The following is a 17538-nucleotide window of genomic DNA, read 5'->3' as shown; positions in this document are numbered from 1 at the left end:
ATCCGGTAGTCGCAACCGTCAGTCGACGCGCACGAGCTTGCCGGCGGAGACGTTGTTCGGCCAGACCAGCACCTGCTTGCCGTCCTGCCACTGTGAGATGCCGATGAAGGCGCGCGTATTTTGCCCCCCATGACCACCGGAAGCGTTCGGCGGCGTGAACTTCAGCCCCCATCCGAGGGCGGTGGTGCCCACCGGAACGTCCACTTCAAGCGCAGCCTTCCGGATAGCCTCAGCGTCGAGCTTGCCGGCACGAGGAAGCACATATTTGAACAGCATCCACGCCGACTCGAATCCTGGCGCCGCGATACTCGACGGCGGCGCACCATAGGTCTTGCGGTATCGGTCGTGGAACTCTTCGCGCAGCTTGCGAGCGGCCGGCGACAGCTTCTCCGGACTCAGACCAACGGGGAGGTCCACGGACATCATGCCGTTCGCATAGGGCCCGACATCGGGATAGAACTTGGGCAATGCCATCCCCACCCAGCCGACGACAGCCCGCGTGGGAAGGCCGAGTTCCTTTGCCTGGCGGGTGAACAGCACCGCGTCGTTGGCATAGTCGACCGAGAGGATCACGTCGGGCTTGGCTTCCTTCATCTTTAGCACGACCGACGACAGGTCCGGCGCGCGACCGGAATACTGCTCATCCAGCACGGGCGTAAGGCCGTGAGATTTCAACTGATCGGTCAGGACCTTGTTCAGCGAATTGCCAAAAGCGCCGTCTTCGTACTTGATCGCGATCTTCGCGGACTGCTTGGTCTTTCCCTGAGCTGGGATCAACTGGTCCACCGTGAAATCCACCATGGCCTTGCCCCACTCGGAGCCGGGAGGCGCGGTGCGGAACGTGTAGCGGTAGCCGCGGGTCGTGAGTTCCTCGACAGACGACGCGGGCTCCCAAAATATGACCTTGGCGCGCTCGAGTGCCTGGCTTGCCGGTAGCGAGAGGCCGCTCGAATTCGTCCCGAACACGACTTGGATGCCCGAATTGGCCAGGCGCTCGGCTTCGGAACGCGCCTGTGCGGGCGTGGTTGCGTCGGCGCGCTCGAAGACGACGGGCGCACCCAGGATCCCGCCTTGCTCGTTGATCATTTCCGCCGCAATACTGGCGCCCCGAAAGGTTTCCTGTCCCAGGAAGGCCAGCGGCCCGCTGAACGGGAAGAGCGCACCGATTTTCCATTCCTTGGGGCGCTCCTGGGCCGCCGCAGGGCCGCCGATTGCCAGCGTCGCGCCGAGTGCCCCCACCAGCAGCCACGTGAGTTTTCTGTGCTGTTTCATGCTCAATCCTTTCCTGGGCGATTTGCCCTTTGCGTCACTTTCCATCGTTCGCAAACCATCGCCGCTCGTGCCACCTCGTCCGGGCCTGAAGCGCCCGTGCGACGCCAAGGACGCGCGCATCGCAGTGGCTCCTGCTAGCAATCTGCATGCCGATCGGCAACCCATTCTGGTCGAAGCCTGCCTGCACAGAAATGCTGCACAGGTCCAGCAAGTTCGCGATGCGTGAGTACCGCGCCGGCGGACGCGCGTGATTCAATCGCGCGACGCGCTGTGCCGTCCACTGCGTCGTCGGGGTGACGAACACGTCGAGGTCTCCGAAGTCCCGCTTGAAGAAGGTCTTCAATTCATCACGCGCGCGCAAAACCCGAACGTACTCGGCGCCACTGATGGACCGGCCAGCCAGCATGCGGGCACGAACTGCCGGGTCCATGGGGGCGAGTTCGTCGCTCGCCAAATGCCCCCAGCTGGCGAGTGCCTCTGTGACGATGATCGTGTTCACAATCTCCGCCTGATCGTCGAGGTTCCCGCGGATTTCGAGCGGCCGCAGGTGCGCGCCGTCCTCACGGAACTTCGCCATGATCTGGCAATACGCCGCCAGAATCTCGGGCTGCACCCCGGCGAGGTGATCGTCAGAGAGGTAGCCGATCCGCACTCCAGCCAACGAGAGGGCTTCAATGGAATCCAGAGTGCAGGTGTCGTCGCCAATAAGGGCTGCAAATGCGACTGCAGCGTCCTCGGCGGCCGGAACCAGCAAGCCCACGGTGTCCAGGGTTGTGCTCAAAGGAACGATCCCGGCGGTGGAGATGCGCCCGACCGTCGGCTTGAAGCCAGTGACTCCGCAGAACGCCGCAGGCACCCGCACTGAACCTCCAGTGTCCGTGCCAATGGCCAGGGGAACCATGCCCGCGGCGACCGCCACGGCGGATCCGCTGCTCGATCCGCCGGGCGACAGGTGCTCCGAATCACTCCAAGGGTTCCTCGGTGTCCCCATGACATCGTTGGTACCCCAGGATCCCAGGGCGAGTTCCACCATGTGCGTCTTGCCGACGATGATCGCGCCGCACTCCAGCAAGCGCTGCGTGATCCAGGCGTGCCGGGTTGCGCATTCGCCGCTCAACAGCGAGGAACCGGCCCGGGTCCGTCTGCCAGCGAAGTCAACGTTATCCTTCAGCGCGACGGGAATGCCATGCAGCGCGCCAAGACGTTCGCCCGCGCGCAGGCGCTGGTCCGCGACGCGCGCCGCTCGCATCGCCTGGTCCGCGTAGACCTCCGAGAACGCGTGGAGATACCCATCGAGTCGCTGGATCCGGGCGAGTGTCTGCGTCGTCAGGTCAGACGCACTCCACTCTCCAGAGCGCAGCATCGCGCCAACTTGCAGGAGGCTCGGAAAGCCGGGGCCGCCGGGGTTCGTGCTTACCATGTGTGCCCCACTCAAACCGTCGGCCAGACCAACCGCGGGCCGCAGTGGATACGTTGCAGAATTTCGCGCGACCGCTCTCGCGCCTCGCGGACGTACTCCTTTTCGTCAACTAACAACATCCGGCGGTCTTCCATCACCAGGCGCCCGTCGATGACGACCGAGCGGACGGCGGAACCACTGGACGAATAAACCAGGTTCGCGACAGGAGTGGTGAGCGGGTCCGGCTGCCACTCGATGCCGTCGGTGTCGACGACCAGCAGGTCGGCGCGCTTTCCGACTTCGAGAGAACCGATGTCGCGGTCCCACAACTGGCTGCGCGCGCCGTTCAGCGTCGCCATCTCGAGCGCGCGGTGCGCGCCAATGACCGTTGGATCCGCCTTCGCGTCCTTGTGCGCGCACGCGGCCAAATACATCACGCGGACCATGTCGAGGAAGCGGCTCACCGCCGCCGCGTCGGTGCCCAGGGTGATGCGAACGCCCGCGGCAACGAGTTCCGGGAATCGCCCGTGGGACACGCCCCCAAAGCCACCGAACATGCTGGCTGACGGACAATGGCAAACGGAGACATCGAAGCGTTTGAGCACCTCGATGTCCGCTTCGGTCACAAATCCCATGTGAACGAGCTGCGTGGAAGGCCCGAGGATTCCGGCGCGATGAAAACGCTCCACGGGGGAGTACCCCCAGGTCTCCATCGCCGAATCGAACTCGCTGCGCGAGGTGGCGCAATGCGCTTGGATGCCCACGCCCATCGCGTCCGCCTGCTCCTTCACCTGACGGCACAGCTCGTCGGTCACGTGGGACCCGCGCACGAGCGAGAACGAGGCACGCACGCGGCCCTGGTTATAGCCGTGCCAATCCTGCACCGTCTGCACACTCTCGGCCAACGCCTCGGCCGTGTTCCAGTGGTACTGCGTCGGTGCGCTGGGGTCGTGCACGTCCCACGTTAGGTGCGAAACAGTGCCGCGGATCCCGACCTGCGCCGCTGCCTTGGCGACGCCGGCAGGGTGCATGCTTCCCGGGTCCCAGAAGCAGGTCGTGCCGTGCTTCACCATCTCGATGAATGTGCCCATACAGGCGACACGCGTCTCTTCCTCGTCGAGCCCAGCTTCGAACGGCCAGACGCGGTCGCGCCAGCGCTGCGGATAGCGCATGTCGTCAATAAAGCCCTTCGAGAGGAAGTGCGGTGCGTGGTTGTGACAGTCGACGAGCCCCGGAAGCACCAGCTTGTCTAGCGCGCCTAAGGTCTTCTTAGCCTGGAAGCGTTGCTCGAGGTCACTCGCCTTGCCCACGGCCACGATCTGACCGTCGAGGACCGCAACGGCGCCGTCGCGCACAATGTCACGCCGCGCGTTCATCGTTGCGACCGCGCCTGCGCGGATGAGCAAGTCGACTTGCCGCGTCACGCCGTCACACCTTCCGTCTTCGCGGCTTTGCGCTTTTGGGCACGAAACGCATCCGTGGCCGCACAGTCCACCTCGAGCCTCGCGGCATCGATGACGACGCCGTAGTCGCCCCGCGCCTTCTCGATGCTCACCAAGTCGTTTACCACGTCGTTCAGGACGTGCGCGGGATCGCGCTGGAGCGGTTCACCCCACCCGCCGCCGCCGCCGCTTTGCGCGAAGACAAGGTTGCCGGCCGGGACCGCCACATCGAAACAGCCACCTGTCACCTTTAGTTCGTCTGGTGATCCGGCGTTCAGGACGAAGTAGTTCCCAGCTCCGCCGGCGCCTCCGAGATAGCCTGGACCGGATGGTCATAGCCCATTGAGTAGACGATGGCCTTCACATCCGCTTCCATTCGGCGCAGATAGTGCATGGCAGGTGCTCCCCGGTGCAGGCCAGGCGCAGCGGTGTCCTTTGCGTACTCAACGCTCACGTATGTCCAAGGGAATTGCCGCTCGTACATTTCGAGCGACGGCAGCTTGAGTGCACAGAAGGTCGCCGCATAGCCGCCCCATCCGTCGGTGCTCTTCGACCCACCAGCGCTCATTGGAGTCGCCCAGAGATCGCTTGCCACGAAAAAGCGGCCGGTCCGGGTGTTGGTGCCGTACACGCGCACATTCGCGATATCGACCGTGGCGCTGGACACCAGGTCCGGCGTGATGTGCTCGAACGCCTTCATCACCGCTTCGCCGATATCCCCCCCAATGCAGACAGTGGAGTGTCCCACTGGTGCCGGCGCTTCGCAGTTGACCACCGACTTGGGCGGTAGCACCACTTCCACAGGCCGGAAGTAACCGGAATTGACCGGGATGTCAGGGCATAGCGAGACCAGCGTGGCGAAGATGTTGGAAATCGTATTGGCGGCGACGCTGTTGACGAAACCCGGAACCTGACCGGCCGTTCCCGTGAAGTCCACGATCAGGCCGTCACCCTTGACGGTGACGGTCGCGTGGACCGGAACCTCGCCTCCGCCGGCGAAGTCGTGATCCAAGATGCTGGTGGCGTGATAAGTGCCGTCAGGCCACTTCTGGATCTCGGCACGCAACATCCTTTCCGTGTAGTCCAAGATGTACCGCACGCTCTTACACACCGCCTGCGGACCGTACTTGCGAAGCACATCTTCGATTCGCCGTGCACCGATCGCGCAGCCGCCCATCATCGCTTCGATGTCGCCGGTGATCTCGTGCTGCACCCGCGTGTTCGCAAGGATCAGGCCGAGTATGTCCTTAACCGGTTCACCTCGATCGCGCAGCTTCACAGGCGGGACACGGAAGCCCTCCTGCCAAATCTCGCGCGCGATGGTGTTGTAGCCGCCCGGCGCACAGCCGCCCACGTCATTGACGTGGCCGCGTACGGAGGTGAAAAACATCGGCTTGCCCTCCACGAACACGGGCTTGACGATGGTCCAGTCAGGAATGTGACTGCCGCCGTAATAAGGGTCCGTCACGAAGAACACATCGCCTTCGTTGATGTCGCCTTGGTAAATCTGCAATGCGATTTCCACCGATCGGAGCGCCGCGAAGATATGCGTCGGGAGCGACTGGGCCCGGGCGACGAGGCTCACACCGCGCTCGTCGAGGTAGAAAATGCCAGTGGAGTAGTCGTGCGCCTCCGAGAAGATAGGCGATATCGAGGTGCTTTCGACCACGTGGCTCATCTCGCCGCTGACTGTTTCCAGATAGTTGCGAACAATTTCGGCCGTGATGGCCTCAGAGTGGGTAACGTTCATTGCGGGATCTCCGATTCGATGGACAGAAGGCGGCTGGCGGAATCCGCGTCGAGCTTTCCGGTGCTCCAGTCGAGCGCACCAACAGTCTCGCGCCGCAGCCAAGCCTGCATGGCATCTTTCGGCGCATGCCGGCCGAGGACGGTCGCGGCCGCCTCACAAGTTGCCGCGTGCAACGCAGCGCCCGTCGTCTCGCGGCCAAGTCCAACGCCAGCCGCGGTGGGAGCCGCGAGCAATTCACCCTGTATCTGCACCTCAATGAGACTCGCCAATGCGCCGGTCTCAACGCGCTGTGCGCCCAGGACGGCGGCGACAGCGGCGACCACAAGGTCACGCGACGCGTGTTCTCCGAGATTGACAGGCAGCCAACTGTGCGCCGGACCGCTCGTCACTATCCGCAGACGCTCGCCGAGTGCGTAGACCTCAACCTTGATGTCCTCCAGCGCCGCCCACCCCGCCGGCAATGCCACCTTGCTCGATGCAGTGGCCACCTTGCCTGCCACGCGTTGGAGCTTTTCCACCAGGGTGGCACTATCAAGGCTCCAGGCCTGCTCGAAGTCCGAAGGAGACGCCACCCGACCGAGTTCCAGAGCAGCATTCGCTGCGGCGAGCGCCAGGTGCCGGGTCGCTTTCGGCGTACGGCTGTTCAGGCGCAGCAGGTCCGAGACCTCGCGACGTTCCCGCCCGGCCCGAAGCAGCTTGGCCCGAACGAACCGCGCGGCCTCAGCCCATCGATCCACAGCCTGCGGGGAGTAGCCGCCCGGAAGCCAGCCGCCGAGGTCCGGCACGTTCACGCGGCTGGCAGTCCAGCCCGAGATCTTCCCGCCACCAAAGCGCGGAGCCACCGCAGTCAATTGGGACCCATGGGTGGCCCCCTGGTTGACGTCGTTCAGGATCGCGACGTCGCCGTCTTGCCAGTCGTCTCCGAAAAACTCCTGCACGGTGCTAATGCTCGCAGCAAGGCTTGGTGCGGCATCACCGGGCCATGTGGCGACCATGCGGCCGTCGGCGTGCATAACGGCCGCCTTGGCCGCCACGTTGAAGCCGCCTTGAAGTGCGGCATTCAGTTTGTCGATTACGGTCTTCATTGGCCGCGCTCCTCCGGAATGTCAATCTCAAACACGTCGTACTCGTTGATGCGGCACATGTCTTGAGGCTGCAGCACGATAGTGGTGTCGGTCGCCTCGATTACGGCTGGACCGGCGAAGTGGTGGCCGGGGTGCAGCTTGGCGGCGTCGTAGATAGGTGTGTCGATCCACTCGAACCTGTCTCCGCCTGCATCGAAGCAGACCTTCCGGCGCTGCTTGATGGCCGCTTCCGCGGGGCCCTCGGCCTTCTCGCGCGACTTCGACACAGTCGCTCCACGGGCGCCGATCACATCCTGCCGGACTGCAAGGATTTCGATCGGGGCACCAGGATTGGAGAACGCGTAGCGCTGCTTATGCAGATCGTGAAAGCTCTCCACGGTCTGCGCCAAGATGGCCGCGGGCGAACCCGGGCCCACTGGCATGGGGGTCGCGAGCTCGTGCACCTGCCCTGCGTATCGCAGTTCCGCGAAGCGCTCCACCACCACCCCTTGCACTCCCGGGAGCTTGCCCAGATCGGAGGAGGCGCTCTCCGCAAGTTGGTCGAGTTGCGCCACGAGCTTGTCGGCATCCAGTTCCTCTAAGCGCCCGGAAACCGGTAAGAGCTGAGGCCGGCGCAAGTCCGCGAGGAGCTCGCCAAGCGCGCAAAACACGCTCGCGGTGCGCGGCACTAAGACCTTGCGGATTCCGAGGTCTCGTGCCTGCGTGCCGACGGTGATGCTGCCGGCGCCGCCGAACGACATCAGCGCGAAGTCACGCGGATCGTGGCCTTCCGCGACCGAGACGTAGCGGATGCCGTTCGACATGTTGTTGTTGATGATGCGCAGCATGCTGTACGCCGCCTCGTCCACGCCCATTCCCAGAGGCTCGGCGACGTTCTTGCGGATCGCTTCCGCAGAAAGGTCACGGTGCAGCTTCATGCGCCCGCCGAGGAAGTAGTCGGGGTTCACATAGCCCAGGTACAGGAACGCATCGGAGGAAGTAGCGCTGGTGCCACCCGCGCCATAGCATGCCGGCCCCGGCCGCGCGCCTGCGCTTTGCGGCCCCATGCGCAGCGCGCCCCCGGCGTCGACCCATGCGATGGAGCCACCACCTGCACCGATCGTGTGGATTGCCAGCATCGGGATTCCGACGAACTGGCGGTTGAACCACGTCTCCGTGCGCGTTTCGGGCGTGGCGTTGCGTACGAGCGAGACGTCGTAACTCGTGCCGCCCATATCGACGCCGATCACGTTGGGGTACCCGCACGCCGTGCCCACGCGCGACATGGCGGCGACACCACCGGCCGGGCCTGACAGCAGGAAGGCGCAGCCCATGCGTCCTGCCTGATCGGGCGCGGTGTTGCCGCCGTTGGACTGCATCACCAGCAGCTCGTTGCGAAAGCCGTTCTCGCGAAGCTGGAGCATCAGCCGCTCCAGGTACGTACGCAGGAGGGGGCTCATCGCCGCGTTCACCACCGTGGTGCTAAACCGCTCGAACTCTCGGATCTTCGGAAGCACCTGCGACGAGACGAACACGTCGATCTCCGGCATCTCCTCGCGCAGGATTTCCGCCGTTCGGAGTTCGTGAGCCGGATTCAGAAAGGAGTTTAGGTAGCAAACCGCCACGGACTGAATGCCTTCGTCGCTCATCTTGCGAGCCGCCTCGCGCACCTCCTCTTCTGCGAGCGGCAGGATCACCTGCCCGGCGGGCCCGACCCGCTCACAGATGCTCAGGCGCCAGCGGCGAGTGACGAGCTCCTCGGGCGGAGCGAGCTGCAGGTCGAACAACACTTCCTTGTACCCACGGCGCAGTTCGACGACGTCACGAAAACCTTTCGTCGTGAGCATCGCCGTGGGCACGCCCTTGTTCTGCAGCATCGCGTTGGTGGCGACGGTCGTACCGAAGTTGATTGCGGCCGTGCGCGCAAGAATCTCGCGAACGCCGAGACCCTGCCCCTCCGCCATCAGCCGGAGCGCGTTCATCACGGCTTCGGACTCGTTTCCAGGTACGGACGCACCTTGCCCTGCGCCAAGGCGCCACTGGCGTCCTGGACAACGATGTCGGTAAAGGTGCCGCCGACGTCTATCCCGATCTTGAATGACCCTTGGTCCATCTCCGTGCTTCCTTTCAAATGCGGCTCGCTGAACGACGCCGCTGCGAGTGACCGGGCAAGAGGTACTTGCCTTGGCCTGACGTTTGTTTCCCAATGAGCAACTTGGTTGCAGAAATTTTGGAGCAGGCTCGATGCTGCGTCAACCCCCGGGTAATTCCCAATCCGTCACCGACGTGCAATCGAACATCCAGGCGCTGGGGAACATCGGCTTTAACTCGGGCTGAGGCGCGGAGAACAAGGCGAACTCCGCGGCCGTCCTCGCAGGTTTGGGCGTGGGTATTGGCAACTCGAAGCTGTACACAGCCGACGCGCAGAAGTTCCAGTCGGTCGCGATGGATCGCCGGTCGCACACGGCGAGCCCTTCAAGAGATTCGTGCTCGATGCGGATGCCTCGGACGCAAGGGCAGCATCCGCACGTGAGAGCCTCGGCATCGATCTGGGCGCGCTGGCCTGTGCGCTGCTCGAGCAAGAGCCTCCACCGCAACGGGGCGCAACCGCAGAGCTGCGTGCAGCCCAAGCAGTCGCCCGCGTGACATGACACAGCGAAAGTTGGTGAGGCAAACGAGGGAGTTGGCACGGATGCGCAGGCAAGTCAGATGGTTGCTTCTCGGCGCAGCAATACTGGGCATTGGCGGCTTCGCAGTTGTTTGGCATGCGGCAGCGACGTCGCGCGACTCTGGACTCTGAACTGGCACGCGACTACCTGATAACGGCATCTTGCATGCGTGGCAAGTACAGGTCAGTCGGGAGACGACCACTGGGGACGCCTGCGTACACAGCACTTCACGCAGGCGAACACAACGGGATGGCATTTTTCCCGCTGGCCAAGACCACGGTACATGCACGCATGATGAGTTCGATCGGGTCGCCGAGCACTTCAATGCGATGGCGGCCGAACTGCAGCGGCACCGGCACAACGCCGACACCGCGCGCCGCCGACTCGAGGAGGCCGTGTTGGAGCGCACCTGCGAACTGAGCGTCGCTCACCAGACGCTGCAGCAGATCGACCAGCGCCGCCGCCAACTGCTCGCCGACCTCAGCCACAAACTGCGCACGCCGGGCACCGCGATTCGCGGCGAGGCAGCGATCGCCCTGCGCGGCGCCGACAAGCCCCTCCCCGAGTACCGTGAGACGCTGACGCACATCATGCGCGACGTGAATCAGCACACGGGCGTCATCGACGATCTTCTGCTGGTTGCCAAGGCGGAAGCCGATCAGTCAGTCCGCTCGCGGTTAGGCTGCAGGCCGATGCCGGCCGCCTCCGGAAAGCGCTAGCAATCTTGCTCGACAACGCCGTGCGCTACTTGCGCCACGACGGCACAGTGCGGGTAGCTGGCAACGGGACGGCGACCTCGTGCGGGTGATGGTCGCGGACGCAGGGATCGGCCTCGGCGCCGACGAATTGCCGAACGTGTTCGACCGCTTTGTGCGCGGCCGCCGCGCGCGCGGCCAATCGGCCAATGGAAACGGCATCGGGCTATCGATCGCGCGGGCCATCGTGGAAGCCCACCAGGGCCGCATCGTCATCGACGAGTGTTCCGCGGCAAAGCACCACGGTGCGCCTTGAATTGCCGCTGCGCCCGTCCCTCTTTTCCACCCTGATACAACAAAACAACATGAACGTCCTGGTTGTCGAAGACGACGCGCGTCCCCGATGTTCTGTTGCGGGCCTGGGCACCGACGACTACCTCACCAAGCCTTTTGCGTTCAAGGATTTGCTGACCCGCATCGAGGCGCTGCTCCGCCGCTTTCGTGAGCAACGTCCCAAAGCCGCCTCGCTGCAGATGGCCGACCTCGTGCTCGACTGGGAGCGCATCCTGTCCAACGTGTGGGCACCAACGAAGACGCGCTGACCAACATCGTCGACGTCAGGTGCGCCGCCTGCGCGCCGAGGTCAACGACGGCCATCCCGTGCCCTGCTGAAGACGATGCGCGGCCTTGGTTATCGACTGGATGCCGCGCCCGGCTGATGTTTGCCCATTCATCCGATGTTCATGTGCGCGTCACCCCGGATTCATGGCGCGCCAAAGGTGGCATTCATAGAGCGAACGAAGAATGAAGTCCTGTCGCACTGGCGATACAGCACCGAAAACCCCCGTGACAGATATCTCATTGCAAGAAGGAAAACATCATGGATGTGCTTCGCTAACTCTCTCTTTCGGCCACCACCGCCGTGGTCCTTGCCATCTCGACGTCGGCTTTCGCCCAGCCGTCGGCAGCGGACGTTTGCGCGCCGGCCACCGAGCTGCGGATCGCGACACTGTTCAACCGCTGGAGCAACTCGCCCCGCACGCTCGGTGCCAACAAGATCCCAGCCAACTACGCGGGCGACGGCGTGCTGCTGGCGACCGCGTCGAACGCCCCGCACACCCCCCGGCAGCAATCCATGGTTACTTCGTCAAGCTCCTGAAGGGCGAACCACAAGACTCAATCGACAAACGGCGCATCAGGATTGGCTGCAACGTGGTGCAGGACCTCTGCACCTACACCGTCAAGCTCAACGGCGGCAAGATCGTGCACGCTCGCTACACGTACGTCTATGAGTAGGTGAAAGGCCCGTGGCTGATTGCCCTCACCACTCGTCGGCGATACCCGAAGAAGCCGTCGCGGGCAAGCGGGCAGGCCGGTGCGGCAACGCCGCCCCGGCACGGTTCATCAGGGCAACAGCTCGAACTTGAGATCGGCCAGCGGCGTGACTTTTTCTTCGCGCACCATCTTGTATTCGGTGTTCGGGCCGAGCCACTTGGCCCAGAGCTTGTCCAGCTCGCCCGACTTCTCCAGCGCATAGAGCGCGGCGTTCACCTTGGACAGCAGCACCGGCTCGTCCTTCTTCATGCCGATGCCCACGGGCTGCAGCACCATCGGGTCCTTGATCATCTTCAGCGCCACACCCTCGGTCTTCGACTGGTTGACCAGCTTGGTGATGGTCATGGTGTTGGCGACCATGCCGACCGACTTGTTCTGCTGCACCGCCATGAAGGCCGAGCCCGTGTCCTGGAAGGTCACGGGCTCCGAGCCGTTCATCTTGATCGACAACTCCGAGGTCGAGCCCTTCGTGGAGCTCAGGCGCTTGCCCTTGAAGTCGGCCTTGGCCGTTCCCGGGTCGGACGCTTTCACCGCGAGCATTTCCTTGGCCACGTAGTACGGGTCGCTGAACTGGATCTGCTCGCCGCGGCTCTTGGTGTAGGCCAGGTTGGCGATGGTCACGTCGACGCGGCCGAGCTTGACCTCGGGCACGCGCGCCTCCACCGACAGCGGCGTGACCTTGGCCGTCAGGCCGAGTTCCTTGGCGAGCGCATTGCACAGGTCGACGTCATGGCCCACCATTTCGCGCGTTTTCGGATCGGGCGCCGCGAACGGCGGCACGTCGGCGAAGGTGCCGCAGCGCAGTTCCTTGCGCTGGCTGATGTCGCTCCACTGGTCGGCATGCGCCAGGAAGGACACGACGCAAAGACAGGCGCCGATGGCGGTGAGACGGAAAGCGGTTCTGGTCGACATGGTGAACTCCAGGAGGAATGCAAAGAGGAAGAAACGAAGACTCAGTGCGCGCGCAAGTCCGACAGAAAGCGCTGCGCGCGCGGGTGCTGCGGACTGCTGAAGAAAGTCTCGGGGTCGGCCTTCTCGAGAATGCAGCCCGCGTCCATGAACCAGACGCGGTCGGCCACCTCGCGGGCGAAGTTCATCTCGTGCGTCACGCACATCATGGTCATGCCGTCGTTGGCCAGGCTGCGCATCACCGACAGCACTTCGCCCACCATTTCGGGGTCGAGCGCGCTGGTGGGTTCGTCGAACAGCATCGCGGGCGGCTCCATGGCAAGCGCGCGTGCGATCGCCACGCGCTGCTGCTGGCCGCCCGAGAGTTGCGCCGGGTACGCGCCGGCCTTGTTCGACAGGCCCACGCGTTCGAGCAGTTGCGCCGCCCTTGCCTTCGCCTCGGCCCGCTTCACACCCAGCACGCGCATGGGCGACAGCATGATGTTCTCCAGCACCGAGAGATGCGGAAACAGGTTGAAGCTCTGGAACACGAAGCCGATGCGGCTGCGCAGCTTGTTGAGCGCCGCGCTGCTCATCTTGGCGTGGATGTCGTGGCCGTCGAACAGCAGCTGCCCCGACTTCACTTCCTCGAGGCGGTTGACGGTGCGGATCAGCGTGGACTTGCCCGAGCCCGAAGGCCCGCAGACCACCACGACCTCGCCCTTCTTGACTTCGGCGTTGACGTCCGCGAGCGCCTGGTAGTCGCCATACCACTTGTTGATGTTGGAGAACAGGATCATGGTGTCATCCCCTGGGGGGTGTGCAACGGGGTTCATGGCGCGGTCTCCTGGTCTTGTAGTCGATGGCCGTCGAACGCGGCCTCAAGGGTTCGCCGCCACCGGCGGCGGCAGCGAAACACCGTCTTCGGGTGCCTTCACGGCGGTTGCGCCGAGCCGCTTGCGGGCAATGCGCCGCTCCAGCCACTGCGCGAGCTGCGTGAGGCTGAAGCAGACGATGTAGTACGTCATCGCAAGGATGAAGAACACCTGGAACGGCTTGGTCAGCAACTGGTTGTTGATCTGGTTGGCCGCGAAGGTGAGTTCCTGCACGTTGATGACGTAGCCCAGCGTGGTCTCCTTGATGGTGGAGATGAACTGGCTCAGCATGCTGGGCAGCATGTTGTAGAGCGCCTGCGGCAGGATCACGAACCACATGGTGCCCAGATGGCCGTGACCCAGCGCGCGCGCCGCCTCGGTCTGGCCCTTGGGCAACGCCTGGATGCCGGCGCGCACCACCTCCGACAGGTAGGCGCCCTCGTAGATCACCAGCGTGCACAGCATCGTGGTGAAGCCCGACACGTCGCGCCCGATCAGGATCGGCACCAGGAAGTAGACCCACAGGATCACCATGAGCAGCGGCACGCCGCGCACCACGTACACCAGCACCGTGGCCGGCCAGCGCAGCAGGCGCCAGGGCGACAGCCGCGCGAGCGCCAGCAGCACCGACAGCGGGAACGCCAGCACGATGCCCAGCACCGACAGGATCAGCGTGGCGACGATGCCGCCCAGTGGCCCGCTGGGGTACTGGCCGACGAGCAGCAGCAGCCAGTTGTCGCGGAGGATTTCAAAGACGCTGAACATGGCTTGTTACCTCGCCCCAACGATGCGGTAGCGCCGCGACAGCCAGCCGCCCGCCGCCATGATGAGCAGCGAGCACACGAGGTACAGCACCGTCGCCACGCTGTAGGCCTCGAAGGTGCGAAAGCTCTGGCTCTCGATTTCCTTCACCGCATGCGTCAGCTCCGCCACGCCGATGGCCATGGCCAGGCTGCTGTTCTTGAAGAGCGACACGCTGTGGTTGACCAGCGCCGGCACGGCGTTGCGAATCGCCTGAGGCAACATCACGTGGCGCATCGAGCCGATGTAGCCATGGCCGAGGGCACGCGCGGCCTCGGCCTGCCCGGGCGGGATGGAGCGCAGGCCCGAGCGCATGTCTTCGCTGAAGTAGGCGCCCTGGCACAGGCCGAGCGCGACGATGGAAAGAAGGGTCTCGGCGTTGTGCACCGACAGCCAGCCCTGCAGCGCATCGGGTAGCAGGCTGAAGATGCCGAAGTACCACAGCATGAGCTGCACCAGCGTCGGCACGTTGCGGTGATAGGAGACGTAGCCGGCCACCACGCGCCCGGCCAGACGGTTCGGCGTGAGCCGCACGACCAGCAGCACGATCGCCATGGCCATCGCCAGCAGCCAGGAACCGGCCGCGATCTTCAGCGTCTCCAGCAGGCCGTGCAAGAGCATCGCACCGAACTCCGGCTTCAGCAGGATCGCCAGCAGGTTGAAGTCCTTCATGCGCTGTTCCTTGGCGTGGCGTGGGGGCCCGTGATGCCGATCAGGCCTGCGGCGCTTCCGGCCGCGCGGTCGAGAGCCCGCCGGGGACCTGCAGCGTGGGGGTGATTTCCATGTGGCCCACGTTCACCGCGATGGGCGCCGCGATGGCGAAGGCGATGGCGTTAGCGATGTCTTCCGCTTGCGGCAGTTCGTAGCCTTCGACGAAGCGCTGGTGGGTCTCTTCGGTGTCGCCGTGCACGTGCGCGAAGATGTCGGTGGCCACGCGCCCCGGGCAGATCTCGGTCACGCGCACGCGCTTGCCGAACACGTCGATGCGCAGCTGGCGCGACAGCATGCGCACGGCCGCCTTGGTCGCGTGGTACGTGCTGTTGCCGCCGAAGTTGTAGGCCGCGGCAATCGAGCTGATGTTGACCACGTGGCCGCGGTCGCGCGCGACCATGCCGGGCACCACGAGCCGGCACAGATGCAGCACGGCGCGCAGGTTCACGTCCACCAGCAGGTCGATGCCCTCGGCGTCGGCCTTGAGGATGGAACCGGGACGGTCCACGCCGGCGCTGTTGACCAGCACGTCGAATTCGATCTCTTGCGCAAGGCGGGTGACGCCGGCGAGGTCGCTCACGTCGATGGCGTGCGCAATGCAGCCCGTGCGCGCGGCCAGCTCGGCCAGCTTGTCGGCGCTGCGTGCCAGCGCATGGACCTTCAGGCCTTCCTTGCACAGGCGCTCGACGACGGCGGCGCCGATGCCCGAGGAGGCCCCTGTCACCAGCGCAGTCTTGTAGTCGGAGAACGGCATGTTGATTTCTTTCGTTGGAACAGCAGATCGACTGCCTGGAATTCACTGTATCGAGCGCCTGTTCGCGGCGCCAAGACCGTTTGACTGTGGAGCGATAAGCCGCCCTTATGTCGCCCGGGATCGGTGCATATGACCAAGGGTAAGCACCATGTTCATACGCCGAACGGAAAGCCGCGGGCCCTTCAGGCCGATTGCCTGGAAATGGGCACCACCCGCCCTGCCTGCTCGACCACGCCACGCACGGCGCGGGCCAGGTCCACCGCGCCGGGCGTGTCGCCGTGCAGCAGGATCGAGTGCACGCGCATCGGGATCTTGCTGCCCGTGCAGCTGGTCACGGTGCCCTCTTCCAGCAACTGGCGCACGCGCGCCAGCACCGCGTCGCGGTCGTGGATCACCGAACCGGGCAGCTTGCGCGGCACGAGCAGCCCGTCGTCGCCGCAAGCGCGGTCGGCCAGGAAGGTGGTGCGCACGCGCAGGCCGCAGCGCGCGGCCGCATCCTCGATGGCGCGGCTGGCGGAAGAACTGACGATGAGCGAGGGATCGAAGTCCGCCACGGCGCGCACCAACGGCTCGGCGAGCGCGGCGTCGGCCGCGGCCATGTTGCCGAGCGCGCCATGAAAGCTCATGTGCGTCATGCGGTGGCCCGCGGTGCGCGCCATGCCTTCCAGCGCGCTGAGCTGATAGAGCACATAGGCCACCAACTCCTTCGGCTCGATCTGCATCGGCCGGCGGCCGAACCCGAGAAGATCGGGAAAGCCCACATGCGCGCCCACGTCGACGCCACGGGCGCGCGCCATGCGCACGGTGCGGTCCATGATGACCGGGTCGCCCGCATGGAAACCGCAGGCCACGTTGGCGGAAGAGACGATGTCCAGCAGCGCCTCGTCCTCGCCCATGCGCCAGGGGCCGAAACCTTCGCCGAGGTCCGCGTTGAGATCGATGTCCATCGGATGTCCTTGCTCGTCAGAGGGGATGCAGTTCGACCAGCGGCATGCCGTAGCCGACAGGAAGGCCGTGGGCCACGCACATCGCGGCGATCTCGCCGGCCTCGGCCGTGGTCACCGGCAGCAGCAGCGGGCCGATCTGCAGCAGGCCGACCGTTTGGCCAGCCGGCACCTGTTCGCCGATGCGCGCCAGCGGTGCGTCGGCCAGCGGATGGCTGCGCAGGAACACGCCCACCGAGGGCGCGCGAACGACGGTCGGGGCGACGGCGTCGGCCGCATCGAGCAAGGGCAACTCCACGATCTCGCCCCCTTCCCGCCCCAGCCGCAGGCTGCCATGCGGCGTGTGCAGCTCGAACAGGCCGATGTCCGTATCGGCCAGCCATTCGGCGAATTGACCGGCCTGCAGAGCGACCTCCTTCATGTCAGTGCCTTGCCGCGGGCGCGCCGCGGTGCAGTTCCACCATGCGCGCCACCTTGCCGAGCCAGGCGTGGGCTTCGTCGAGCGCGGCCACGGCCTCGTCCCAGGTGGTTTCGATGAAGCGCATGCGGCTGCCGATGGGGGCCTGGCCGAGGCGCCACATGTCGGCCTCGATCACGGTGCCGAACTTGGGGTAGCCGCCGGAGGGCTGGGCGTCGCGCATCTGGATGATCGGATGGCCGCTGTGCGGCACCTGGATCACTCCGGGCACGATGCCGTGCGAGCGCAGTTCCATCGGCGCGATGGGGCGCAGTGCTTCGCCCTCCAGCCGGTAGCCGTAGCGGTCGCTCTGCGCGGTAATCTTCCACTCGCCAGCCCAGAAAGCCTCACGCGAGGCCGGCTCGAAGGCCATGTACTCGGCCGCGGGCAAGACGCGCACGGCGGCCACGCCATCGCGCTGCAGCGGCAGCGCGAGCGCGGGCGGCACCAGGCCGAAACCGGTGCGGCATGCCTGGTCCGCG

The 17538-nt window shown here is 65.0% G+C and carries 16 protein-coding genes and 3 pseudogenes; 3 read left to right on the top strand and 16 right to left on the bottom strand.

What is annotated here, in order from left to right; translation table 11 throughout:
- Positions 1-18: 18 nt before the first annotated feature.
- The 8 genes from BMG07_RS06455 to BMG07_RS06420 form a co-directional block, all read right to left on the bottom strand.
- Positions 19-1272: an ABC transporter substrate-binding protein gene (locus BMG07_RS06455; RefSeq protein ID WP_198083866.1), complete on the bottom strand. Its 1254-nt coding sequence runs from the start codon at positions 1270-1272 to the stop codon at positions 19-21.
- 34 nt (positions 1273-1306) lie between these two features.
- Positions 1307-2635 (bottom strand): amidase, encoded by a 1329-nt coding sequence (locus BMG07_RS06450; protein WP_198083865.1) that lies wholly within the window; start codon positions 2633-2635, stop codon positions 1307-1309.
- Between the two features lie 68 nt (positions 2636-2703).
- Entirely contained in the window at positions 2704-4095 is a 1392-nt protein-coding gene (locus BMG07_RS06445; protein WP_198083864.1) for an amidohydrolase family protein, read from the bottom strand.
- Positions 4092-4340, bottom strand: a complete 249-nt coding sequence (locus tag BMG07_RS06440) for a hypothetical protein (RefSeq protein WP_198083863.1) — start codon at positions 4338-4340, stop codon at positions 4092-4094. The genes BMG07_RS06445 and BMG07_RS06440 overlap by 4 nt, the downstream gene beginning before the upstream one ends.
- 47 nt (positions 4341-4387) lie before the next feature.
- Positions 4388-5863 (bottom strand): hydantoinase B/oxoprolinase family protein, encoded by a 1476-nt coding sequence (locus BMG07_RS06435; RefSeq protein ID WP_198083862.1) that lies wholly within the window; start codon positions 5861-5863, stop codon positions 4388-4390.
- Positions 5860-6948: a hydantoinase B/oxoprolinase family protein gene (locus tag BMG07_RS06430; RefSeq protein ID WP_198083861.1), complete on the bottom strand. Its 1089-nt coding sequence runs from the start codon at positions 6946-6948 to the stop codon at positions 5860-5862. Before BMG07_RS06430 ends, BMG07_RS06435 begins: the two co-directional genes overlap by 4 nt.
- Positions 6945-8909, bottom strand: coding sequence for a hydantoinase/oxoprolinase family protein (locus BMG07_RS06425; protein ID WP_269758730.1), 1965 nt, complete (start codon positions 8907-8909; stop codon positions 6945-6947). Before BMG07_RS06425 ends, BMG07_RS06430 begins: the two co-directional genes overlap by 4 nt.
- Positions 8909-9040 carry a hydantoinase/oxoprolinase N-terminal domain-containing protein gene (locus BMG07_RS06420; protein WP_198083859.1) on the bottom strand — a complete coding sequence of 44 codons (132 nt, stop codon included), beginning with the start codon at positions 9038-9040 and terminating at the stop codon, positions 8909-8911. The genes BMG07_RS06425 and BMG07_RS06420 overlap by 1 nt, the downstream gene beginning before the upstream one ends.
- Positions 9041-9889: 849 nt before the next feature.
- On the opposite strand from BMG07_RS06420, the pseudogene BMG07_RS44715 reads away from it, so the two are divergent.
- From BMG07_RS44715 to BMG07_RS41625, 3 genes and pseudogenes are all read left to right on the top strand, one after another.
- A pseudogene (locus BMG07_RS44715) lies at positions 9890-10614 on the top strand (sensor histidine kinase); the annotation flags it as partial.
- 30 nt (positions 10615-10644) lie between these two features.
- Positions 10645-11010, top strand: a pseudogene (locus BMG07_RS06410) (winged helix-turn-helix domain-containing protein); the annotation flags it as partial.
- A gap of 203 nt (positions 11011-11213) precedes the next feature.
- Positions 11214-11450 (top strand): hypothetical protein, encoded by a 237-nt coding sequence (locus tag BMG07_RS41625; protein ID WP_269758717.1) that lies wholly within the window; start codon positions 11214-11216, stop codon positions 11448-11450.
- 245 nt (positions 11451-11695) lie between these two features.
- On the opposite strand, the gene BMG07_RS06400 is transcribed toward BMG07_RS41625, so the two are convergent.
- The 8 genes and pseudogenes from BMG07_RS06400 to BMG07_RS06365 form a co-directional block, all read right to left on the bottom strand.
- Complete coding sequence (locus BMG07_RS06400) at positions 11696-12538, bottom strand: ABC transporter substrate-binding protein (protein ID WP_198083858.1); 843 nt, start codon at positions 12536-12538, stop codon at positions 11696-11698.
- Positions 12539-12579: 41 nt separating this feature from the next.
- Positions 12580-13314, bottom strand: a complete 735-nt coding sequence (locus BMG07_RS06395) for an amino acid ABC transporter ATP-binding protein (RefSeq protein WP_198083927.1) — start codon at positions 13312-13314, stop codon at positions 12580-12582.
- Positions 13315-13395: 81 nt separating this feature from the next.
- The gene (locus tag BMG07_RS06390; protein WP_198083857.1) at positions 13396-14154 is read right to left on the bottom strand and encodes an amino acid ABC transporter permease; all 759 of its coding nucleotides are present in this window, start codon (positions 14152-14154) and stop codon (positions 13396-13398) included.
- A 6-nt stretch (positions 14155-14160) separates the two neighbouring features.
- Entirely contained in the window at positions 14161-14862 is a 702-nt protein-coding gene (locus BMG07_RS06385) for an amino acid ABC transporter permease (protein WP_198083856.1), read from the bottom strand.
- 40 nt (positions 14863-14902) lie between these two features.
- Entirely contained in the window at positions 14903-15655 is a 753-nt protein-coding gene (locus BMG07_RS06380; protein WP_198083855.1) for an SDR family oxidoreductase, read from the bottom strand.
- Positions 15656-15837: 182 nt separating this feature from the next.
- Positions 15838-16602, bottom strand: a complete 765-nt coding sequence (locus BMG07_RS06375) for a LamB/YcsF family protein (protein WP_198083854.1) — start codon at positions 16600-16602, stop codon at positions 15838-15840.
- Positions 16603-16618: 16 nt separating this feature from the next.
- Positions 16619-17020 carry an acetyl-CoA carboxylase biotin carboxyl carrier protein subunit gene (locus BMG07_RS06370; RefSeq protein ID WP_198083853.1) on the bottom strand — a complete coding sequence of 134 codons (402 nt, stop codon included), beginning with the start codon at positions 17018-17020 and terminating at the stop codon, positions 16619-16621.
- A gap of 1 nt (position 17021) precedes the next feature.
- A pseudogene (locus tag BMG07_RS06365) lies at positions 17022-17538 on the bottom strand (allophanate hydrolase); the annotation flags it as partial.

This window comes from Variovorax sp. E3 (assembly GCF_016082275.1).
Taxonomy (GTDB): domain Bacteria; phylum Pseudomonadota; class Gammaproteobacteria; order Burkholderiales; family Burkholderiaceae_C; genus Variovorax.
Note: the sequence above shows the minus strand (reverse complement) of the source record. Positions and strands in the feature narration are given on the sequence as shown.